Source organism: Shouchella oshimensis (genome assembly GCF_004375095.1).
Taxonomy (GTDB): Bacteria; Bacillota; Bacilli; order Bacillales; family Bacillaceae_D; genus Shouchella; species Shouchella oshimensis.
Genome location: NZ_SNUX01000001.1, coordinates 790,209 through 810,218, shown reverse-complemented (window position 1 = coordinate 810,218; position 20,010 = coordinate 790,209). Strand labels below are relative to the sequence as shown.

Genomic DNA, 20,010 nt, shown 5'->3' with positions numbered 1-20,010 from the left:
AGGAGTGGATTACATATGACGCAAGTAACGTTTAAGCAAAAGCCAGTTACATTAGTAGGTAAACAAGTACAAGTTGGTGATAAGGCACCTGACTTCCGTGTGCTAGCAAATGATTTAACGGAAGTGACTCTAGCTGATTTTAAAGGAAAAGTAAAGCTAATAAGTGTTATTCCTTCTATTGATACAGGTGTGTGTGATGCGCAAACCCGCCGTTTCAATGAAGAAGCAGCAACTTTAAATAATACGGTTGTATTAACAATTAGTGTCGATTTACCTTTTGCTCAAAGAAGATGGTGTGCTGCAGAAGGAATTGATGAAGTGAAAACATTATCTGACCATAAAGAGGTTGATTTTGGCCAAGCGTATGGTGTGTTAATTGATGAGTTGCGTTTACTAGCACGCTCTGTATTCGTCGTAAATGAAGAAGACGAAGTGATTTATGCGCAATATGTGAACGAAGTGAGTGAGCATCCAGACTATGATGCAGCATTAACAGCAATAAAAGATCGGTCATAAAGGGTAACGTGTCTTAAAAACGTTCATAGTAGTCAGATAAACATAAACACATGAATAGAGATAGAAAATGGAAGATCTCCATCATGGAAGTACATCTAATTGACTAGATTGAAACGTAAGAACTAGAGTGGCGGAGCGCATTCGACGGTGATCATGGTAGGAGAACGGCAGCTTAGAAACATAAGAGCGATCTATGTGAAAAAAGCTAAAGCGTTGTCCAAGAACATTTGCCGTCGATAGCGCTTTTTCATTTGCTAAATGTGAAAATGAGAACAAAAGGGTGAACGTTGTATGGAACAAACCAATGTAACAGCGCTATATGAGTATTTAGACGAATCTGCTAAGGTACTAGAGCACGTACTGGATGTAACCTATTTAGACGCGTTAGCAGAAGCAGGAGACAATTTATTTGAACAAGCCATTATTCAAGACCTTGCTAGTGAACGTAAGGAACAGCTTCTTCCGTTAATGGAGCGAGTAAGTTCTATGACGTTTACGAAAGAAGACGTTCGAAAAGCATTTCAACTTGCTGTAATGAAAGGAATGAAAGGGGTTGTTCAGCCTAATCATTCCATGACCCCTGATGCAGTTAGCTTGTTCATGAGCTATTTGGTGAATAAGCTACAGAAGACAGATTCAAAAGGGGATGTCCTCGATTTAGCGGTTGGATCTGGAAACTTGCTTTTCTCAATTTGCAACCATGCAGAAGGTCGAATTGATAAGGCCTATGGCTTTGAAGTGGATGAGACGTTGTTAAAGAACGCTTTTGCAAGTGCTAATTTGCAACAGCATGAAATACAGCTGTTTCACCAAGATAGTTTGCTTGTCAACATGCCTGATGTTCATCTTGTCGTAGCAGATTTGCCTGTAGGTTATTATCCAAAAGATGATATCGCACGTACCTATGATCTAAAAGCGGAATCAGGGCATTCGTATATTCATCATTTAATGATTGAACAAGGTATTCGTGCTCTTCAACCAGGAGGTTTTGGCTTGTTACTCGTACCAAATTTTATTTTTGAAAGTGACCAAGCCGACAAACTTCATGCTTATTTAAAAGAGCACGCGGTGGTTTTAGGCTTACTGCAGTTACCAGCGTCAATGTTTTCCAATAAGCAACAGCAAAAAAGCATCTTAATGATTCAAAAGAAAGCGGAAAAAATGAAGAAGCCACAGCAAGCCCTTCTTGCAGAGCTACCATCGTTTTCGAACGTAACTGCGATGCAGGAAATGATGAGTAGTATTAATAAGTGGTTTAAGGAGCAACTTGGTCGCTAAGAGCGCTAGGTATCATGTGAGCATGGTACCTTTTTTTTGTAAAAAAACTATGCGAATTCACAGTAAATTTTAATTATTTCCATGTATGCGCTTAACCGATTTTGTCCGCTTGAAATGACGTATGGAGAATGCTTAAATGGTAGAGATGGCTTTAGACTAAAGGAGTGCAGTAAAAATTATGGCTACGATTATGGCAATTAATGCAGGGAGCTCATCCCTAAAGTTTCAACTACTCTCAATGCCGGAAGAGACAATTATTACAAAAGGTCTTGTTGAGCGAATTGGATTGAAAGACTCTGTTTTTGCAATCGAGAAAAATGGAGAAAAGCACGAAACCACAGCAGATATTGCGGATCATTCCGAAGCTGTGAAAATATTACTTGATAAACTAACAAGCTTGAATATCATTTCCTCTCTAGATGATATTGAGGGGATTGGTCACCGTGTTGTTCATGGCGGCGAGAAATTTAATGATTCAGTTCTTATATCAGACGATGTTTTGGCAGGGATCATAGAAGTGTCGGAGTTAGCTCCACTTCACAACCCAGCAAATATTACAGGAATAAAAGCCTTTAAAGAAGTGCTTCCAAATGTACCGGCAGTTGCAGTATTCGATACGGCTTTCCATCAAACGATGCCAGAACACGCATACTTGTACAGCCTTCCATATGAATACTATACAGAGTACGGTATTCGTAAATATGGATTCCATGGCACCTCTCATAAGTATGTGTCTGAGCGAGCTGCTGAAATGCTTGGTGAGCCACTTGAAAACTTAAAAATGGTTTCTTGTCACTTAGGAAATGGAGCAAGTATTGCAGCTATTGATGGTGGTAAATCAATTGACACGTCAATGGGTTTTACCCCCCTTGCAGGCGTAACAATGGGCACACGTTCTGGTGATATTGATCCGGCTCTTATTCCGTTTATTATGGATAAGACAAATCAAACGGTGGCAGAAGTGATTTCTACGTTAAACAAGGAAAGTGGACTACTTGGTCTTACAGGTTTTTCAAGTGATTTACGAGATATTGAAAGTGAAGAAGCAAAGGGTAATGAGCGTGCAAAGGTAGCTCTTGATGTCTTTACTTCAAGGATTCAGGATTATGTTGGTTCTTACGCAACACGTATGGGCGGCATTGACGTTCTTATTTTCACAGCGGGAATCGGTGAAAATAGTACCGTTGTTCGCGAACGTGTTCTAAAAGGTTTAGAATTCATGGGAATCGAAGTCGATTTGTCCAAAAATAATGTACGTGGAAAAGAGACGTTCTTACAAACTGCGGATTCAAAAGTAAAAGTCTTGATTGTTCCTACAAATGAAGAAGTTATGATTGCTCGTGATACTGTTCGATTAACGTAATAAGAAAAAAGGCTTTCCCATTAGGTTGTGTTGCTAAACCTAATGGGGATAGCTTTTTTTATTTTAAGAATGCCAGTATGAATAATAGAAAATAGCTCTGGGGAGGCAGCAAGAATAGGGTAAGAACTTCTTTTGCCTTTTACACACTTCTCAGCTAAGATAATGGATGGAGGTGTTGATGATGGAAGCTGATTTTTATATGATTCGAGAACGTGAAATTAAACAGGCAGCAAATGGATCGCTTTACGCAAATTTCACGTTGCAACAACAGCATAACCTCCTCTCTGCTCGGCTGTGGGATATAACAGATGACCAGCAGCAAAAGTTTGTTCCAAAATCGGTTGTGAAAGTGGAAGGTGCCCTTGAAACCTTTCGCTCAAAGCAAATGTTAACCATAAAGAAAATTCGATTAGCAACAGAGGATGATCAAATAAATCGAACTGAACTAATCTCAAAGCCGGGGTTATCTCGGGAAGATCTATGGCATGAGCTACGGATGATGATGGATGACATTGAGTCGCCTACTTTACAACAGCTCGTTAAAGAAATATACAGTAATCGCGGAATTCGTGAGAAATTAACAACATATCCGGCTGGTAAGACGTATCATCATGCTTATTATGCAGGGTTATTAGAGCAAATTGTTGAACTTATGACGGCAGCGTTGCAGCTCCTTCCGTTGTATAAGACGATTAACGGAGACATTGTTTTAGCGGCCTGTTTATTAGGGGACATTGGAAAAATCCAAGCATTAAATGATCCACTCACCCCTGAATACACAACCGTAGGTGAGCTGATTGGCCAAGTCGTATTAAGTATTGAAATGATCAACCAAGCAGCACAGCAACAAAAAATAGATGTGCTTAATAAAGAGGTTGTACAATTAAAACACACCATTCTTGGTCAGTATGATCAAACAGAAGAAACATCCGTAAAGCCAAAAACAGCGGAAGCCATTTTGTATTTTTACTTAAAGCGCATGAATACAGAATTACGAGCTTTGGAACAAGTGAATGAAGAAGGGTTTCCATATATCCCTTTGTTTAAACGAAAAATGTTTACCCACTTTGAAGAGGAAGGAGAATAACAATCATGTCTAGTGTTGAGCAGTGGCAAAAAGAAATTGAAGAGTATGAAAAGCAGTTGTTCTTTCAAGCGAAGAAAAAGAGCCCCAGTGGTAGACAGGTAATTGATGAAAGTTGGACTCACTACATGGATCCAATAGCCATTCAATTGTACCAATGGATTCAATCCGATTTCTTACAGTCAACATTCCAGTCCACTTTGCAATTAGAGCCTGATGATTCGATTGCTGTTAGGAATGAAAAGCAACATCTCTTACATAAAGAATTAGCTCGCACTCGACTACTTGCCCTTGTTCAAGGGGGGATGAGTACCCATTCGAACACAGCTTTACTAACACACCTTCCTCTCAGTCTGTATGTATCAAAAAAAGCACTTGATAAAGTCGGTCATTTCTATCAATTCACTCAAACAGGTGGGACTGCAGAAACCATTTTATCACTGCGGCTTTTCATATACAGTTTTTTACCAAAGCAGGTAAAGTACGAGGAGTGGCGATCGTTAACAAAGGATGGCATTGCTTGTGACCAAAACGAGCCTATGTATCTTGGCAAAGAAGACATGGTGTCAGAAGCTGTTGTGAAGCAGTTGTTAAAACAGATTATACGCATGTCACTGTATAAACAAATTGGGCATAGACGTGTTCCGTTTAAGCGTCTCTTACTTGGAGCATACCAAGCTTCTGTCTCTTATAAATCTATGCAATCATTAACAATGGATGCACAGTGCTTTTACAAAAAGCGTTGGCTTCATCGCTTTTCAGAGTACTAACAGCCTGTAGATTTACAGAAACGAATGGTTTAAGAAAAGGAATTAAAACTTAGAACAAAAAATCCCAAAAACCTCTTGTCAAAACAATCTATGACTGGTAAAGTAATGTATATTCATAAGTTAATTGTTTGGTTTTATACAACTGGGGCACATACCCCCGGTTCATTTTTCACCTTTTATTGTATAAAAATAATATAATGAGAATTTTTATTCATAAAAACTGGAGGAGATTTTTGTGGCGAAAGAAAAAGTAGTACTTGCATATTCAGGTGGTTTAGATACATCAGTAGCAGTAAAATGGTTAACCGATAAAGGATATGATGTGATTGCTGTTGGTCTTGATGTAGGTGAAGGAAAAGACTTAGAATTTGTGAAACAAAAAGCACTGACCGTTGGGGCTATTCAATCCTATACTATTGATGCAAAAAAAGAGTTTGCTGAGGAATTTGTTCTTCCAGCTCTCCAATCTCATGCACTCTATGAACAAAAATATCCGCTAGTATCTGCTCTTTCTCGCCCGTTAATCTCGAAAAAGCTTGTTGAAGTCGCAGAACAAACAGGTGCTTCTGCAGTGGCCCATGGATGCACTGGAAAAGGGAATGATCAAGTCCGTTTTGAAGTGTCGATTCAAGCACTTAATCCAGATTTAAAAGTACTTGCACCTGTTCGTGAGTGGGCATGGTCTCGTGATGAGGAAATTGAATATGCTAAAGCAAACAATATTCCAATTCCAATTGATTTAGATAACCCCTATTCTGTTGATCAGAACTTATGGGGGAGAAGCAACGAGTGCGGCATTTTAGAAGACCCTTGGGCGACACCACCAGAAGGCGCCTATGAATTAACAGCGCCATTAGAAAAAACACCTGATACAGCCGATACAATTGAGATTCATTTTGAGAAAGGGGTACCCGTGGCCATCGATGGTCAAGCGATGCCATTAGATGAACTGATTCTTTCTTTAAATAACCTTGCTGGTAAACATGGCGTTGGACGTATTGATCATGTCGAGAATCGTCTCGTTGGGATTAAGTCCCGTGAAGTCTACGAGTGTCCAGGTGCAATGACCCTAATTAAAGCCCATAAAGAGCTTGAAGACTTAACGTTGCCGAAGGAATTAGCTCACTTTAAGCCTGTTATTGAAAAGAAATTAACGGAATTAATTTATGAAGGTTTATGGTTTTCTAGCCTTCAGCCAGCCCTTCAAGCTTTCTTGAAAGAGTCTCAGCAGCACGTAACAGGTATTGTACGAGTGAAACTCTTTAAGGGGCATGCGATTGTAGAAGGAAGAAAATCACCTTATTCTCTTTACAATGAGAAATTAGCAACGTATACACCAGATGATGAGTTTGATCACAATGCAGCAGTTGGATTTATTTCCTTATGGGGCTTGCCAACGAAAGTACACAGTATGGTAACAAAAGAAAAAGAGGAGGTAACATCGTGAGTAAACTGTGGGGCGGAAGATTCACCAAATCAGCTGAAGAATGGGTCGATGAATTTGGCGCCTCTATTGGATTTGATAAACAATTAGTATTCGAAGACATTCAAGGCAGCATCGCACATGTGACGATGCTTGCCGCTTGTGAAATCGTCACGGAAGAAGAAAAGAATACGATTGTAGCTGGCTTACAAACGTTGAAGAAAAAAGCCGAAGAAGGAACCCTTGCCTATGAAGTTGCTCAGGAAGATATTCATTTAAATATTGAAAAGCAACTAATTGATGAGATTGGTCCTGTGGGAGGCAAGCTACACACAGGGCGTAGCCGTAATGATCAAGTGGCTACAGATATGCATCTTTACTTGTATCATGAGACAAAGACCATTATGGAAGCCATTCGTGCCATGCAAGAGTCGCTTATTCACAAGGCGCAAGAGCATGTTGAAACACTTATTCCTGGATATACACATTTACAGCGTGCTCAGCCAGTTTCATTTGCACATCATTTACTTGCTTACTTCTGGATGCTTGAGCGTGACTACAGCCGTTTCAAAGACAGTTTAAAACGTGTAAATGTGTCGCCTTTAGGTGCGGGTGCTTTAGCAGGGACAACGTTCCCAATTGATCGACATCTGACAGCAGAACTGTTGGGGTTTGATGGTATATATGAGAATAGCTTAGATGCGGTTAGTGATCGAGATTTTATTCTCGAATTTCTATCAGCTTCATCTACACTCATGATGCATTTGTCTCGTTTGTGTGAGGAAATGATTTTTTGGTCCTCTCAAGAATGCCAGTTTATAGAATTGGATGATGCGTTTGCTACAGGTTCAAGTATTATGCCACAAAAGAAGAACCCTGATATGGCAGAACTCATTCGCGGAAAAACAGGTCGAGTGTATGGGAATTTATTTTCTTTATTAACAACGCTAAAAGGACTTCCTCTTGCTTACAACAAAGACATGCAAGAAGATAAAGAAGGCATGTTTGATACGGTTGTAACAGTGAAAGGGTCATTGCGGATCTTTTCGGGTATGATTTCGAGTATGTCGGTAAAAACCGAGCAGATGGAAGCAGCAGTAAGTCAAGATTTCTCAAATGCAACTGAATTAGCCGATTACTTAGCGACAAAAGGAATGCCGTTTCGTGAAGCTCATGAAGTAGTAGGGAAACTTGTGTTAATAGCAATTCAAAAAAACGTATACTTACTTGATCTAGCAATGACAGATTATACAGAGGCAAGTGCCTTATTTGATGAAGATATTTATGAAGTCTTACAACCAAAGACAGTAGTAGCTCGTCGAAATAGCGCAGGTGGTACTGGCTTCGATCAAGTTGAAATCGCTATAGAAAAAGCAAAAGAATTGGTAAACAAAGGATAGTAGAAGGGGTTGGATTGTAAATCCAAGCCCTTTTGTTTTTCTCATAAGTTTTTGTTCTTTAAGGCATTCTATACTAAAAGGAGGTCATAAAATGGACAAACACGAAGAAAGAAAACAACAATCAGAAGAAACGCTTGTACACGATCAATTGATGGCATCTTATCAACAAGGTACAGTAGAAGATCAAGGAAAAGCAGTAAGCCAAACGAAAGAGGATCATAAAGACGACGCTAAATAAGGTCATGTCTATGTCTATTCTAATTCCGACAGAAGGACAATTTTCCATTTAGAAAAGTACCTTGTGACGACCACGCTCCCATCCTTACGAGTCCGGTCGTCTTTTTTTTTGCCTACAACCATAAAGGTAGTGTATCTTAAAAAGAGAGAACGAACGATGGTGGTGAATGAGTTGCGACATGCAATGGTAACGGCTGGAACAAAAGGGCTAGGTTTGAAAGTAACTGAATCGCTTCTGAAGTCAGGCTATCAAGTAACGGTTACATACTTAAATGACCACGAACGTGCGAAAGCGCTGCAAGAAAAATGGGGAATAGAGTATGTGCAAATTGTTCGAACAGATGTCACAAAGGGAGACGATTGTAAAGAGCTTGTCACACGTGCTCAAGCATTCGCAGGCCGGATTGATGTATGTATTCACAATGCAGGCCCCTATGTATTTGAAAAGAAGAAGCTGGTGGATTATGAAGAATCTGAGTGGAATGCTATGATTGATGGCAATTTAACGTCTTCTTTTCATCTCATGAAAGAAGTTGTGCCGATTATGAGAAAACAAAAGTTTGGGCGTATCGTATTTTATGGCTTTCAAGGTGCTAACAATGCGCCTGGTTGGATTTACCGGTCTGCTTATGCAGCTGCTAAAGTGGGGCTTGTTTCGTTAATGAAGACCATTTCAATTGAAGAGGCTGAGTACGGCATAACGGCAAATATGGTATGTCCAGGGAATATAATGGGTGAGATGAAGGAAGCAACGATTGAAGAAGCACGTCATCATAAGGATCAAAATACACCAATAGGTCGATCAGGTACAGGAGAGGATATTGCTCGAACCGTTATGTTTCTATGTGAAGATAATGCCGATATGGTCACAGGCACTGTAATTGAAGTAACTGGCGGAGTCGATGTTATCCACCGATACCGATGAATAAATACAGCAAAAACCACACACGTTAAGAAAAAAAGAGGTGTGATATGAAGCGTGTGATCGGTATGTTGCTACTTATATTGCTTAGCTTTTCTCAAGTGTCAGAGAAAGCAGTAGCGGTATCTGGAAATGAATTGATGGATGCTTTTTCGATACGAATTACTGTTGTGGAAGAGGATGTAGAATATCAATGGGAGTTTGATAATCCAAACCATTATGAGTACGAGAAAGGCACTAAAGTGTTGAAAGGTGACCATGCAAAGATCCAAGTAATAAAAATGACTTCTTTGCTCCAATTAGATCAAGATAAAACAGCAGAGCAGTATAAAAAAGTATTGAAGCCATATTATCCGGAGATGTCTAGCTTTGAGATACGATGGATGGATGCTCACAGTGAGCGTTATATATGGAGCTGGGAAAAGTAAAACAAGGGGCGTCCATAGCCCCTTTTTTTTATATTAGTGCGCTCTTGGTGGGACATTAATAAGGTTTTTAGGAAAGATGGTTAGTGTCTCGACTCCACTATTTGTGACAACAACATCATCTTCAATTCGTACCCCTACTACCCCAGGGATATAAATACCTGGTTCAATAGTAAACGTCATGCCCTCCACAAGTACATCGACGTTGTTCTGACTCATAGAAGGAAATTCGTGTACATTTATACCGAGACCGTGTCCTAAACGATGAGTAAAATAATCGCCAAACCCAGCGTTTTCAATTACGGTTCGAGCGATCGAGTCTAATTGTCCAATAACGACATCTGGTTTAACCGCTGCAACCGCTGTTTCCTCTGCTTCTAAGACTGTATTGTAAACGAGCTGGTGCTGTTCAGCGACTTCACCATATGCCACTGTGCGTGTAATGTCGGAACAGTAGCCATTTACTACAACTCCTAAATCAAACAAAACAAATTCGCCTTCCTTTAACGCGCGTGTCCCAGGTTTACCATGTGGGGAGGCAGCATGATCACCAAACAAAACGGTGGTTTGAAATGCCATTTCCGAAATACCTTGCTTTTTTAACTCGTATTCAATTTCAGCAATAACTTCTAATTCGGTTACTCCTGTGTACAATGCTTTAATGCCGAACTCAACACCAGCATCAGCAAAAGCAGCCGCTTGTTGTAAAATTTCCAATTCATCATCAGATTTTACTAAACGCTGATTCATTAAAACGTGTTCACAATTGGAGAAGCGAATCGATTGGCCCAGTGATTCCAACGCCTTCATACGGGCGAATGTTAGTGTGCTTTCTTCTATTAAAACCGACGTTATGTTCGTTAGCTGATTTTCCTGAAGCTTCTCTTTTATCAGTTGCCATACGTCTTCATGGTCACTATAAGGAAGAATATCGCCTTGATATCCTGCTTGACGAACAAGCTCTTGTTCCATTCTTGGAATAACAAACACATAGGAATCTTGTAAGATAAAAAGTGCCATTAATCGTTCATGTGGATTGGCAAGCAATCCAGTTAAGTAAAATAAAGAGTCTTTGTTCGTAATAAAAGCAAAGTCCGCTTCTTCTTGTTTCGTATGTTGCTGTAATAGTTGCAGTCGCTCTAGGTTCATTCTTTACCTGCCTCCTCTTCTCTACTATTATAAAACATAAAAGTAGGAATGTTTAGGTTAATTCTAAACAGGCTAATAAAGAAATGAATGAGTCTGAATTGGAGGGATAGAAAATGGAAGTAAGTTTTCATGGACATTCAGTTGTTAAAATGAAAACAAGGGGGAAAACGATCTTAATTGATCCGTTTATTACTGGAAATAGCCAAACAGATCTAACAGCACAAGACGAAAATCCTGATGTCATCTTACTTACCCACGGTCATAATGATCATGTTGGAGACACTGTGGAGATAGCTAAACGCTCTGGTGCACTTGTGGTTGCGGTAGCTGAACTTGCTACTTATATGAGTTTTCAAGGTGTAGAGTCTGTTCATCCGATGTCCATTGGTGGTGCGTATGAATTTGATTTTGGTATTGTAAAGTATACACAGGCATTTCATGGTTCTTCGTATACAGAAGAAGAAAATCAAAGAATTGTGTATACAGGAATGCCTGGTGGAATTTTGTTTAAGGCAGAAGGAAAAACCATTTATCATATGGGTGACACCGCGTTATTTAGTGACTTAAAAATGATTGGTGAACGAAATGATATTGACGTTGCCTTTGTCCCAATGGGGGATAATTTCACGATGGGCCCTGAAGATGCAGAGACAGCTGTTGAATGGATCAATCCAAAAGTAGCAGTTCCAATTCATTTCAATACCTTCCCACCTATTAAGCAAGATGCTAAGGCTTTTGTGGAGCGACTGCCTCACGGAAAAGGAAAATTTTTAGAAGCGGGTGAAACGATTCGCCTTTAAGGCATAGAGCTGAATGCAAGGACAAACTCCTTTGTATTCAGCTTTTTTTAGTCATGTTCTTCTTGTTTGTACATAAAGTAGTAGACAAGGAGGGATTCGATGAAACAACGTGGCGTAATTTGTATACTACTCGCCTGCATTATGGGGGCGTATGCTTTTGAAAATTTACCATTCAAGGAAGCTGGTTTAAGCCAAGTTTTTGCTTATTCTTGGGTCGGTTTTTGCTTGCTAGTCGTCTTAGGAAATGGACTTGCCGTTTTAAAAGCCCAGCGTTTGGAACAGAAGGAAAAACTTGCTTCTAAAGCAGCGAATCGAAAAAAGTTAAGACAGTACGGTTAAGAAGTTGCTAGGGCACTACGTCAAGTCGTATACTAAAAAGAAGTGAAATGGTGAAAGCGTGGTGCCAAGGTGACTAAACACGAGCAAATAATTGACTATATTACTCAGCTTCCCATTGGAGGCAAGATATCCGTTCGTCAAATTGCCAAAGCAATGTCTGTAAGTGAAGGGACAGCTTATCGGGCAATTAAAGAAGCTGAATCGCAGGGGCTTGTATCGACGATTGAACGAGTAGGAACGATTCGCATTGAGAAAAAGAAAAAAGAAAACATCGAGAAGCTAACCTTTGCAGAAGTTGTAAATATTGTTGATGGACAAGTTCTTGGAGGGAGATCTGGTTTACATAAAACGCTAAGTCGCTTTGTCATAGGAGCGATGAAAACAGAAGCTATGATGCGCTATGTAACGGCAGGAAACTTACTCATTGTTGGAAATCGTTATCAAGTCCATAAGATTGCCCTTGAAACAGGAGCAGCAGTGTTAATTACAGGAGGGTTCGATACGAGTTCAGATGTGATTAAGCTTGCAGATGAACTTGATTTACCGGTTATTTCGACGTCTTACGACACATTTACAGTTGCTGCAATGATTAACCGTGCGATATACGATCAACTTATTAAAAAAGAGATTGTTGTAGTAGATGATATTTTAATCCCATTAGAAAAAACGTACTATTTAACGATAGGTGAATCGGTTCAGCACTGGCAAGCATTAAATGAGCGTACAGGTCATAGTCGCTATCCGGTTGTAGACAATACCCTTAAAGTCCAAGGGATGATAGCTGCTAAAGACGTATTTGATCAATTAAAACAACAGCCGATAGAAAAAGTGATGACGCAAAACCCTATTACTGTGAATGAAAAAACATCAATCGCTGCTGTGGCCCATATTATGGTGTGGCAAGGTATTGAATTACTCCCTGTTACAGATGGACAAAAAAGGTTGATTGGTGTTGTGAGTAGACAAGATGTGTTAAAAGCTATGCAAACAACACAACGTCAGCCGCATGTAGGAGAGACCTTAGAAGAAATTGTAACAAGCAGGATGGAGCAAGTAACAGAAACGAAACAAGAGCCTGTTTATCGTATTGTTGTGAGCCCACAAATGACTGATCAACTTGGGACGGTTTCTTATGGGGTAATGACAACGATTATGATTGAAGGTGCAAGACGGACATTGCGTATGCACAAGCGTGGTGATATCGTTGTCGAAAATTTAACGCTATATTTTTTAAAGCCCATTCAAATTGACACAGAAGTAAAGGTAATACCTCGATTGCTAGAAGTCGGGAGGAAGCATGGCAAGTTTGATGTGGAGGTATACAGAGAAGGAGAGATTGTTGGGAAAGCATTATTAACAGCACAGTTGATCGAAGCTTAAAGAACTTCCCTAGTAGCCTAGGGAAGTTTAGTCAAGTTGAGCGGTATAATGTTTATGGGCGCGTGCCCCGTGAGTAGCATTGGCAATACCAAACAGTAAAAAGACGCCGCCAATAAGTAATTGAATGGCAGTGTAGTTTGACAACAGTAGTAAAATAACACTAATAGCAATTAACGTTGCGCCTAGGGCCAATTGCGCTCGAGATTCTAAAATTTTCTTTTCTAAAGAGTCTTTTAGACGGAACGCTTTTATTCGACTAAATAGATATAAAAGAAAAGCAGCAATGGCTACAATAATAAGAATTTGATTCATTACACAGGTCCTCCTATATAGACAAGCTGTTTTTATTGTACAGTGTAAAAAAAGAAAAGACTAGTTCTGATTGAAAGAGGTTATCAAATGTTTACCCATATTATTGAGAAAATTGAACAGTTTGAAACAGTCATTATTCATCGACACGTACGTCCAGATCCTGATGCATTAGGATCACAACTTGGCTTAAAAGCGATCATTAAACAAAGCTTTCCGAATAAACATGTTTATGCTGTTGGAGAAGAAGAACCATCTCTTCTGTTCTTAGGAAGAATGGATACGATTGACGACGACATGTATGACGGTGCCTTAGTCATCGTTTGTGATACGGCAAACACAGAGAGAATTAGTGACGATCGTTTTAATAGCGGAAAAATGCTGATTAAACTTGATCATCACCCGAATGAAGAGCCTTATGGAGACATTGTGCTTGTGGATACTACAGTAAGTTCAACGTCTGAATTAATTGTTGCACTACAAGAGCATTCTTCTGTTTTATCTCTGACTGAAGAAGCATCATTTCTTCTTTATTCAGGAATTGTAGGAGACACAGGTCGTTTTCGATTCCGCAATACAACAGGAGAGACGTTAAGAAGAACAGCTTTACTGCTAGATCAAGGAATTGATACTCAAACATTATTTAATCAACTTTACAAGCGAGAATTACCGCTAGTCCGTTTAGAAGGCTATATTCTACAGCATTTTGAGTTGTTTGATGGGCGTGTTGGGGTAATGAAACTGCCAAAAGCGACGCTACAATCGTTTGATGTTACATCCAACGAATCTTCTTTACTTGTCAATTGTTTCTCTGGTGTAGAGAATATTCAAATTTGGGTCTTTTTTGTAGAAGAGGACGATCGTATTCGAGTACGACTAAGATCGAAGGCTGTTGTCATTAATGGGATTGCGAAAGAACACCATGGTGGTGGTCATCCTGTAGCTGCTGGTGCAACGGCGTATTCTTGGGAGGAAGTGGAAGAAATCATTCAGAAGTTACGACAAGCAGTGAGTGTTTAAGTATTTAAGGGCTGCTCCTTTGCTCTTCGTGAATGATTTCAACATCAATTCGGAAATCTGGTAGAGCGTACGTTCTCGTAATTTTTACAGTATAGTGGTTATCATTAATTTTGTAGACTTTATTTTCAACTGCGCTCTCCATGACTTCGGTTAAACTTGCGATGGTTTCGATACTTGTCCCTTGAAGATGCTGTAGCTCTTTTAACATTTGTTGTCTTAGCTCATATACATTTAGTTGGCTTAGGTGGTAGCGTTCAGCATTTAGAATTGTGACCGACACCGTTTGAACAAGGAGCTGTCGGGCATTTTCTTCATTTTGTAGTGATAAGTCATGAATAAATTGCGCGTTCTTTGCTTGTAACTCTTCAATGATGATGTCTTTTTTACCAATTTCTCCATGAAGACGGTCGTGTTTTTGACCGTATTCGGCAATGAAAAAAGACCAGCCGATTAAGGCGCCAATCATGATGCCAGCAAAAAAACGCAGCCATCCTCGGTGCTTTGAGTAATTTGGAACGAACATTAGACTGGGTCACCTACAATCCACCTTAGCAAAATCGAGCCAGATTGTGCTCCACAAAAAGCAACCAGCAGCATGGCAAGCGTTCGATAAACATCTTCATGTACACCGCTAAATAAGCCGCTTTCTATTTTCGTAATCGCATCAAAAGAACCACCAATGGCCGCGACAATGGCCCAGATTTTTAAGCTGTTTGATAAGCTGAAAATTTCACTAAGGACTGGTTTTCCAATAAGAAAAGCACCAATTCCACCAATTAATGCACCACCAATCATTACGCCAAAAGCAATGAAGAAGTTCATGACTAAATGAGCAAGCATTTCTTTCGTTAGAAGCATTGCATTCACCACCTAGTTTTTACGTATTAATTATATATAAGGACAAACCAATACGATTATGACAATAAAAAACGAAGATTCGTTAGTAGAAGAAGATAAAGGAGAGTGATGGTGTTGAGCACCTTGCTTTCAAATATTTATAGTGAGCATAGTCTACTTCAGTCTGGGTTAACGATAAAAGCCTATGTACAACAAGCCAAACAATTAGGATATAAAAACCTTGCATTGACAGACAAACATACATTGAGTGGCGTGTATGATTTCTTAAGAGAATGTGAGAAAGTTGATATGAAACCATTGGTCGGGCTAGAGTGTACAGTCCTTGTTAAAGACGTTCGACTTACCGTACGTTTGCTTGCTAAAAACAAGCAAGGTTATCAACAATTAGTTGAACTAAGCTCTGTGATGCGGATGAGCAAGGAAAACGGAATTTCATATGAAGTTTTTCAACAGCAGACAACGGCATGCATGGTTTTATTGTCGCGCCAGTCATTTATTCAAGCAAAGGACTGGTATAAAAGGTGGCTAGCACTTACTGCACATAGTGAAGGAAGGTTAGAGATTCATGGTGCAAGCGATTATACGCTAATCGAGTTTGCAGAAGCTCATAACATTGTATGTGTGGCAGCTCCGCCTATACGATTTTTAAGGAAAGAAAACTACGATTTCTATCGTCTGCTCACTGCAATCGGTGCAGGGACTACAGTGGACCATGTTGTGCTAGAAGAAGAAACGGAAAAGGCGTACCTATTGTCGTTAACGGAACGAAGGGAACGGTTCTCAGAAGCCCTTCTGAACGAAACAGATGCGCTTGCTGACGAGATCGAGACGTTCACCCTTTTTCAAAAGCCGACAATCCCGCGTTTTGACGGTTTAGAAGAAAACGAGGCACAGGAACGACTGCAGAAAAGCGCATTGAAAGGGTTTCAGCAACGTTATCAGTCAAACCCGTCCGAAGAAGCAATGGAGCGGTTGAAAAAGGAATTGGCGGTGATAAAGCAGCTTGGTTTTGCTTCGTACTTTTTAATTGTGGCTGACTTTATGGATTATGCACATCGATCTAATATCCTGACAGGTCCAGGAAGGGGCTCCTCGGCGAGCTCTATTGTTGCTTATGCATTACGTATTACAGATGTTGATCCTCTTAAGCATGGCTTACTGTTTGAACGTTTTTTAAATCCAGAGCGTATTTCGCTACCGGATATTGATATTGATTTTCCTGATTACCGCCGAGACGATGTTATTCATTACGTTCGAGAACGGTTTGGAAAAGAGCATGTGGCGCAAGTATTGACATTCGGTACGTTTGCAGGAAAAGCAGCGATTCGTGATGCAGGAAAAGCATCTGGTCTGAACAGCGGCTTTGTTGATCGTGTTGCAAAGGCGATGAATTCTGGGCTTACACTGGAAGAAGCTGAACAGCAGGGGGTATTTTCATCGTTTCAATCAACTGAGCTTGATACACTTCTTTTCTTTGCAAAGCAGTTAGAAGGCATGCTTAGACATGAATCAACTCACGCTGCTGGAGTTATTATTAGCGATCGTCCCCTTAAAGAAAAAGTAGCTCTCCAATATGGAAGTGATGAAAGGGTCCTTACACAAGCTGATATGAATAGCCTCGACGCTCTAGGCTATGTGAAATTTGATTTTCTTGGCTTGAAAAATTTAACGTTGCTCGAACGGATGCTTCGTTTAATTGAAGGAGCAACCAGTCAGAAACTTAACTTACGCGACATTCCGTTTCATGACGAGAAAACGTTTCGCTTATTACAACAAGGAGAATCAACGGGTATTTTCCAATTAGAATCTGACGGAATGAGACGGGTGTTAAAGCAGTTAAAACCGTCCAGTTTCAATGATATTGTTGCAACGACTTCGTTGTATCGACCAGGTCCCATGACATTTATTAAGGACTACATTCAGAGCAAACATGAGCAGAAAAAAACATTTTCTCATCATGTTGAGATCAATCGCATTTTACAACCGACTTTTGGGGTAATTGTCTACCAAGAACAAATTATTCAATTGATTCAAATTAGTGCTGGATATAGTCTTGCTGAAGCAGATGTCTTTCGACGAGCCATTAGTAAAAAACAGCGAGAGTTAATGAATAAAGATGCTTTTGTCGAGCGTTCAATCGCAAGAGGCTATACAAAAGAGGAAGCGGAGACATTATTTGCGTTAATTGAAAAATTTTCGAATTACGGTTTTCCAAAGTCTCACGCAACGGCTTACAGTATGATCAGTTACTGGCTGGCTTATTTGCGCGTGCACTATCAAGAAGCGTTTTTTGCAGCCCTCTGTTCAGCTAATTGGCAAGATCATCAGAAGCTGTATAACTATATTTATGAAGCTAGAAAAGCAGGGGTTGAAGTGCTTCCGCCCTCTATTCAAGAGAGTCATGCTTTATTTACTGTTGAGAACAAGAGTATTCGATTTGGTCTACTTCCAATTACAATGGTCAATCGTCGTATTGTCGATCAGATTAAAAAAGCACGAACGACACCGTTTCAAGATTTCTTTACCTTTGTTGCAAAGGTGTATTCTTCAACGATTACTCAACCAGTTATAACGGCATTTATTAAAGCTGGTGCTTGTGATCATTGGGGCTATTCACGAGCAGTTTTATTAGCAAATGTAGACAAAGCCATTGCATTTGCTAAACAAATTGATGATTTTAAACAGTCAGCAGGCAGTTTGTTTACCATTAATCCTGTTACACCCGCCTATATTGATATTGAACCGTCAACAAAGATGGAAGAACTAGGTTGGGAGCGAGAGGTGCTGGGGTTTTATTTTTCTGGTCATCCTATTGAAAATGTCAAGGAGCGTCTTGCGCCTTTTCACCGAACGACACTTATTCAAGCAGAACCTTCTAGAAAAGCTATTCGAGTTGGTGTTTTAGTGAAAGCACTAAAAAAAATCACAACAAAAAAAGGGAAAGCAATGGCTTTTTTTATTGGTAGCGATGAAACGGAAGAGTGTGAATGTGTTGTTTTTCCTACTGTGTGGAAAGATGTGGAAACAGTCTTGACTGAAGGAAGTCTCGTGCTTTTAAGTGGAGTTGTAGAAGAAAGAGAAGGAAAAAAACAATTCATTGTTCAAAAAGCCATTGATCTGAATCAACTGCCGTCCACTGAAAGCAAGCAATTTCTCCACGTTCATATTGAAAAAGAACAAGATGTGCCAACCAAATTAAGTGACTTAAAGTACATTTTAAGTCAAGACAGAGGCACAGCACCTGTTATCTTACATCGTAAAAAAAATCATACAAAAATAAAGCTGCCAGATAAATATGCCGTACAGCCGTCAAAGCGAACGATTCAGCTTTTAAAACGGTTATTTGGGGAAACGAATATCCGCTTAGAAGAACGTGAGGATGAGCAAGAATAAAAGAAGTTTCCATCAACCTATTGGCAGATGGAACGAACGTGTTTATAATAGAAGGCGAACAATAGGTGGTCTGACCAGTCAGGTTTTATATAAAGGAGAGAAAATTGTGTCTACTACGAGAGAAGAAGCGCTTCACATGCATCGTGTCAATCAAGGAAAACTAGAGTCAAAAGCGAAAGTGCCCGTTAAAGATGCGAGGGATTTAAGCTTAGCTTATTCACCAGGAGTAGCGGAGCCATGTAAAGAAATTTTTGAAGATGTTGAATCGGTTTATGAATATACGATGAAAGGTAATATGGTTGCGGTTGTGAGTAACGGGACGGCTGTACTTGGGCTAGGGAATATTGGTCCAGAAGCATCATTACCTGTTATGGAAGGGAAAGCAGTGTTATTTAAATCATTTGCTGGAGTAGACGCGTTCCCAATATGTCTACGCTCGAATGACGTGGACGAAATTGTGAATACTGTTAAAATGCTTGAGCCGACATTTGGTGGAGTGAATTTAGAAGATATAGCTGCACCAGATTGTTTTGTTATAGAAGAACGTTTGAAAAAAGAAACGAATATTCCTATTTTCCATGATGATCAGCACGGAACAGCCATTGTGACATTAGCTGGTTTAATTAACGCGCTTAAGCTAAGCGGTAAAAAACTATCAGAAATTAAAGTAGTGGCGAATGGTGCCGGTGCTGCTGGTATTGCGATTATTAAATTAATGCTTCGCATGGGTGTTCGTGATATCGTTATGTGCGACACGAAAGGCGCAATTTATGAAGGTCGTCCTTATGGAATGAACGCTGTTAAAGAACAAGTGGCAAAGCGGACAAACCCTAACAGACAAGAAGGTCAACTGGCAGACGTTATGAAAGGCGCAGATGTCTTTATTGGCGTGTCTGTTGCTGGAGCCGTTACAAAAGAAATGGTTGAAAGCATGAACGTTGATCCAATTATTTTTGCTATGGCGAATCCAATTCCTGAGATTATGCCTGAAGATGCAAAAGCAGCAGGTGCATCTGTTATCGGAACAGGTCGTTCTGATTTCCCTAACCAAGTAAATAACGTACTTGCTTTCCCTGGCATTTTCAGAGGAGCATTAGATGTACGAGCTACGCATATAAATGAAGAAATGAAAGTGGCTGCCGTTTATGCCATTGCGAACTTAGTAGATGAGAAAGACTTAACTGCAGATTATGTTATTCCTGCACCATTCGATCCTCGTGTTGCGCCAGCTGTTGCAGCGGCAGTAGCGAAAAAAGCAATGGAAACAGGGGTTTCAAGAGTGAAGGTCGATCCTGAAGAGGTTGCGGAGAAAACGAGACAATTAACGATCATCGACTAAGGAGG

Annotated in this window: 20 protein-coding genes; 16 read left to right on the top strand and 4 right to left on the bottom strand. The window is 40.0% G+C overall.

Going from position 1 to position 20,010, the window contains the following annotated elements:
• Nucleotides 1–15: 15 nt before the first annotated feature.
• From tpx to E2L03_RS04185, 10 genes are all read left to right on the top strand, one after another.
• On the top strand, nucleotides 16–516 hold the full coding sequence (tpx, locus tag E2L03_RS04225; RefSeq protein WP_055736219.1) for a thiol peroxidase: 501 nt from the start codon (nucleotides 16–18) through the stop codon (nucleotides 514–516).
• Between the two features lie 291 nt (nucleotides 517–807).
• A complete protein-coding gene (locus E2L03_RS04220; RefSeq protein WP_055736220.1) occupies nucleotides 808–1,794 on the top strand; it encodes a class I SAM-dependent methyltransferase in 987 nt (328 codons plus the stop codon).
• A 178-nt stretch (nucleotides 1,795–1,972) separates the two neighbouring features.
• Nucleotides 1,973–3,157 carry an acetate kinase gene (locus E2L03_RS04215; RefSeq protein WP_038481943.1) on the top strand — a complete coding sequence of 395 codons (1,185 nt, stop codon included), beginning with the start codon at nucleotides 1,973–1,975 and terminating at the stop codon, nucleotides 3,155–3,157.
• A gap of 181 nt (nucleotides 3,158–3,338) precedes the next feature.
• Nucleotides 3,339–4,244: a 3'-5' exoribonuclease YhaM family protein gene (locus tag E2L03_RS04210; protein ID WP_243839501.1), complete on the top strand. Its 906-nt coding sequence runs from the start codon at nucleotides 3,339–3,341 to the stop codon at nucleotides 4,242–4,244.
• Nucleotides 4,245–4,249: 5 nt separating this feature from the next.
• Nucleotides 4,250–5,011 (top strand): EcsC family protein, encoded by a 762-nt coding sequence (locus E2L03_RS04205; protein WP_134258603.1) that lies wholly within the window; start codon nucleotides 4,250–4,252, stop codon nucleotides 5,009–5,011.
• Nucleotides 5,012–5,246: 235 nt separating this feature from the next.
• Nucleotides 5,247–6,458 (top strand): argininosuccinate synthase, encoded by a 1,212-nt coding sequence (locus E2L03_RS04200; protein ID WP_038481934.1) that lies wholly within the window; start codon nucleotides 5,247–5,249, stop codon nucleotides 6,456–6,458.
• Nucleotides 6,455–7,834 (top strand): argininosuccinate lyase, encoded by a 1,380-nt coding sequence (argH, locus tag E2L03_RS04195; RefSeq protein WP_134258602.1) that lies wholly within the window; start codon nucleotides 6,455–6,457, stop codon nucleotides 7,832–7,834. The genes E2L03_RS04200 and argH overlap by 4 nt, the downstream gene beginning before the upstream one ends.
• 91 nt (nucleotides 7,835–7,925) lie before the next feature.
• A complete protein-coding gene (locus tag E2L03_RS20210) occupies nucleotides 7,926–8,072 on the top strand; it encodes a hypothetical protein (RefSeq protein ID WP_158318537.1) in 147 nt (48 codons plus the stop codon).
• A gap of 171 nt (nucleotides 8,073–8,243) precedes the next feature.
• A complete protein-coding gene (locus tag E2L03_RS04190; protein ID WP_243839506.1) occupies nucleotides 8,244–8,996 on the top strand; it encodes an SDR family oxidoreductase in 753 nt (250 codons plus the stop codon).
• 47 nt (nucleotides 8,997–9,043) lie between these two features.
• Complete coding sequence (locus tag E2L03_RS04185; RefSeq protein ID WP_038481924.1) at nucleotides 9,044–9,421, top strand: hypothetical protein; 378 nt, start codon at nucleotides 9,044–9,046, stop codon at nucleotides 9,419–9,421.
• Nucleotides 9,422–9,454: 33 nt separating this feature from the next.
• Here E2L03_RS04185 and E2L03_RS04180 read toward each other — a convergent pair whose 3' ends face one another.
• Nucleotides 9,455–10,567 carry an aminopeptidase P family protein gene (locus E2L03_RS04180; RefSeq protein WP_134258601.1) on the bottom strand — a complete coding sequence of 371 codons (1,113 nt, stop codon included), beginning with the start codon at nucleotides 10,565–10,567 and terminating at the stop codon, nucleotides 9,455–9,457.
• Nucleotides 10,568–10,680: 113 nt separating this feature from the next.
• Between E2L03_RS04180 and E2L03_RS04175 the strand changes: the two genes are divergently transcribed.
• From E2L03_RS04175 to E2L03_RS04165, 3 genes are all read left to right on the top strand, one after another.
• Nucleotides 10,681–11,367, top strand: coding sequence for a metal-dependent hydrolase (locus E2L03_RS04175; protein WP_038481918.1), 687 nt, complete (start codon nucleotides 10,681–10,683; stop codon nucleotides 11,365–11,367).
• 99 nt (nucleotides 11,368–11,466) lie between these two features.
• Entirely contained in the window at nucleotides 11,467–11,706 is a 240-nt protein-coding gene (locus tag E2L03_RS04170) for a hypothetical protein (RefSeq protein WP_038481915.1), read from the top strand.
• Between the two features lie 69 nt (nucleotides 11,707–11,775).
• Complete coding sequence (locus E2L03_RS04165) at nucleotides 11,776–13,086, top strand: DRTGG domain-containing protein (protein WP_038481912.1); 1,311 nt, start codon at nucleotides 11,776–11,778, stop codon at nucleotides 13,084–13,086.
• A 27-nt stretch (nucleotides 13,087–13,113) separates the two neighbouring features.
• Here E2L03_RS04165 and E2L03_RS04160 read toward each other — a convergent pair whose 3' ends face one another.
• Nucleotides 13,114–13,398 (bottom strand): YtpI family protein, encoded by a 285-nt coding sequence (locus E2L03_RS04160; protein WP_038481909.1) that lies wholly within the window; start codon nucleotides 13,396–13,398, stop codon nucleotides 13,114–13,116.
• Nucleotides 13,399–13,485: 87 nt separating this feature from the next.
• On the opposite strand from E2L03_RS04160, the gene E2L03_RS04155 reads away from it, so the two are divergent.
• Nucleotides 13,486–14,415 (top strand): DHH family phosphoesterase, encoded by a 930-nt coding sequence (locus E2L03_RS04155; RefSeq protein ID WP_038481906.1) that lies wholly within the window; start codon nucleotides 13,486–13,488, stop codon nucleotides 14,413–14,415.
• A gap of 4 nt (nucleotides 14,416–14,419) precedes the next feature.
• Here the strand turns inward: E2L03_RS04155 and ytrI are convergent, their stop codons facing one another.
• Both ytrI and E2L03_RS04145 read right to left on the bottom strand, forming a co-directional pair.
• Nucleotides 14,420–14,938 carry a sporulation membrane protein YtrI gene (ytrI, locus tag E2L03_RS04150; RefSeq protein ID WP_038481903.1) on the bottom strand — a complete coding sequence of 173 codons (519 nt, stop codon included), beginning with the start codon at nucleotides 14,936–14,938 and terminating at the stop codon, nucleotides 14,420–14,422.
• Nucleotides 14,938–15,273: a YtrH family sporulation protein gene (locus tag E2L03_RS04145; RefSeq protein ID WP_038481900.1), complete on the bottom strand. Its 336-nt coding sequence runs from the start codon at nucleotides 15,271–15,273 to the stop codon at nucleotides 14,938–14,940. Before E2L03_RS04145 ends, ytrI begins: the two co-directional genes overlap by 1 nt.
• Before the next feature lie 123 nt (nucleotides 15,274–15,396).
• On the opposite strand from E2L03_RS04145, the gene E2L03_RS04140 reads away from it, so the two are divergent.
• Together E2L03_RS04140 and ystJ are read left to right on the top strand one after the other, a co-directional pair.
• Entirely contained in the window at nucleotides 15,397–18,666 is a 3,270-nt protein-coding gene (locus E2L03_RS04140; protein WP_166740179.1) for a DNA polymerase III subunit alpha, read from the top strand.
• Nucleotides 18,667–18,802: 136 nt separating this feature from the next.
• Nucleotides 18,803–20,005 carry an NADP-dependent malic enzyme gene (gene ystJ / locus E2L03_RS04135; RefSeq protein WP_095151166.1) on the top strand — a complete coding sequence of 401 codons (1,203 nt, stop codon included), beginning with the start codon at nucleotides 18,803–18,805 and terminating at the stop codon, nucleotides 20,003–20,005.
• The last annotated feature ends 5 nt before the right edge of the window (nucleotides 20,006–20,010 follow it).